Here is a 703-nt window from a genome sequence, read left to right as displayed (position 1 = left end):
GTGTTTCATCATTATCTACCCGATACAGACTTTCCGTCGTTACAAGTCGACATTCTCGAAAATGAAGACTGGACAAGAAAATGGATAGAAAATTTTAAGCCCATATCTTGTGGCAAACGTTTGTGGATATGCCCTAGCTGGTGCGAGCCACCTGAGCCCGACGCAGTAAATCTGATGCTAGACCCGGGTTTAGCATTTGGAACAGGCACGCATCCAACAACATTCTTATGTCTCGAATGGTTAGATGCACAAGATTTAAAAGGCCAAACTGTGATCGATTATGGGTGTGGCTCTGGGATTCTCGGTATCGCAGCGCTACTTCTCGGCGCTTCACGTGTAATTGCTGTCGACAACGATCCTCAAGCACTTATTGCGACGAAAGATAACGCGGAGCGAAATCAATTATCTGCTGACGCTATAGAATGCTACCTACCGGATGATTGTCCAGACATTCATGCAGACGTATTAGTAGCCAATATTCTTGCACAACCACTTTACAGCCTCAGAGAGCATCTTTCGGGACTATGTAAAGCAAATGCGAGCATTGCGCTTTCTGGCATCCTCAGAGAGCAAGCCGAAGATTTATCGCAACATTATGGCACTCACTTTAAAATGCAGGCCGTAAATTACATGGATGACTGGTCGCGCTTGAGCGGAACCAAGAAGGATTAAGATAGTTATAAAAGCTATTACACAGCTTCAG

1 protein-coding gene is annotated in these 703 nt (G+C 45.0%); it reads left to right on the top strand.

Features of this window, described 5'->3' with window-relative positions:
- A partial coding sequence (gene prmA, locus A3762_RS16075; protein ID WP_156493512.1) for a 50S ribosomal protein L11 methyltransferase occupies positions 1-672 on the top strand: 672 nt, incomplete at its 5' end.
- Between the last annotated feature and the right edge of the window lie 31 nt (positions 673-703).

It is taken from the genome of Oleiphilus sp. HI0125, assembly GCF_001635355.1.
This window is presented reverse-complemented; position numbering and strand designations above follow the sequence as displayed.